Here is a 362-nt window from a genome sequence, read left to right on the forward strand (position 1 = left end):
GGCCTCGCTCAGATCGAGGCGGTGCGAGCCAGCATCTTCTGGGTCATCCTGCGCGACCCCTTCTGGTGCGCCCTGCTTACATTTTCGCTGAACAGCGCGGCACACACCACCGAGATCCTGTGCCGCGGTCTCCAGTCCGTGCCTAGGGGTGTCACCGAGGCGGCCACGTCTCTCGGCTTGAAACGCTTCCAGATCGCTCGCCTGGTCACCTTCCCGATCGCTTTCCGGATATCGCTACCGGCCTACGGCAACGAGATCGTCGGGATGATTAAGGGTTCGTCACTGGCGAGCACCGTAACGCTGCTCGAGATCACCGGCATGGCGAGACAGATGGTGTCGACCACGTTCGCGCCGTACGAGAT

The 362-nt window shown here is 62.4% G+C and carries 1 protein-coding gene; it reads left to right on the forward strand.

Annotation, left to right across the window (positions count from 1 at the left end; translation table 11 throughout):
- Nucleotides 1-362: ABC transporter permease subunit (locus NR193_RS33390; protein WP_256754903.1), on the forward strand; the 362-nt coding region annotated here is incomplete at both ends.

It is taken from the genome of Mesorhizobium sp. Mes31 (assembly GCF_024519675.1).
Lineage (GTDB): Bacteria > Pseudomonadota > Alphaproteobacteria > Rhizobiales > Rhizobiaceae > Mesorhizobium.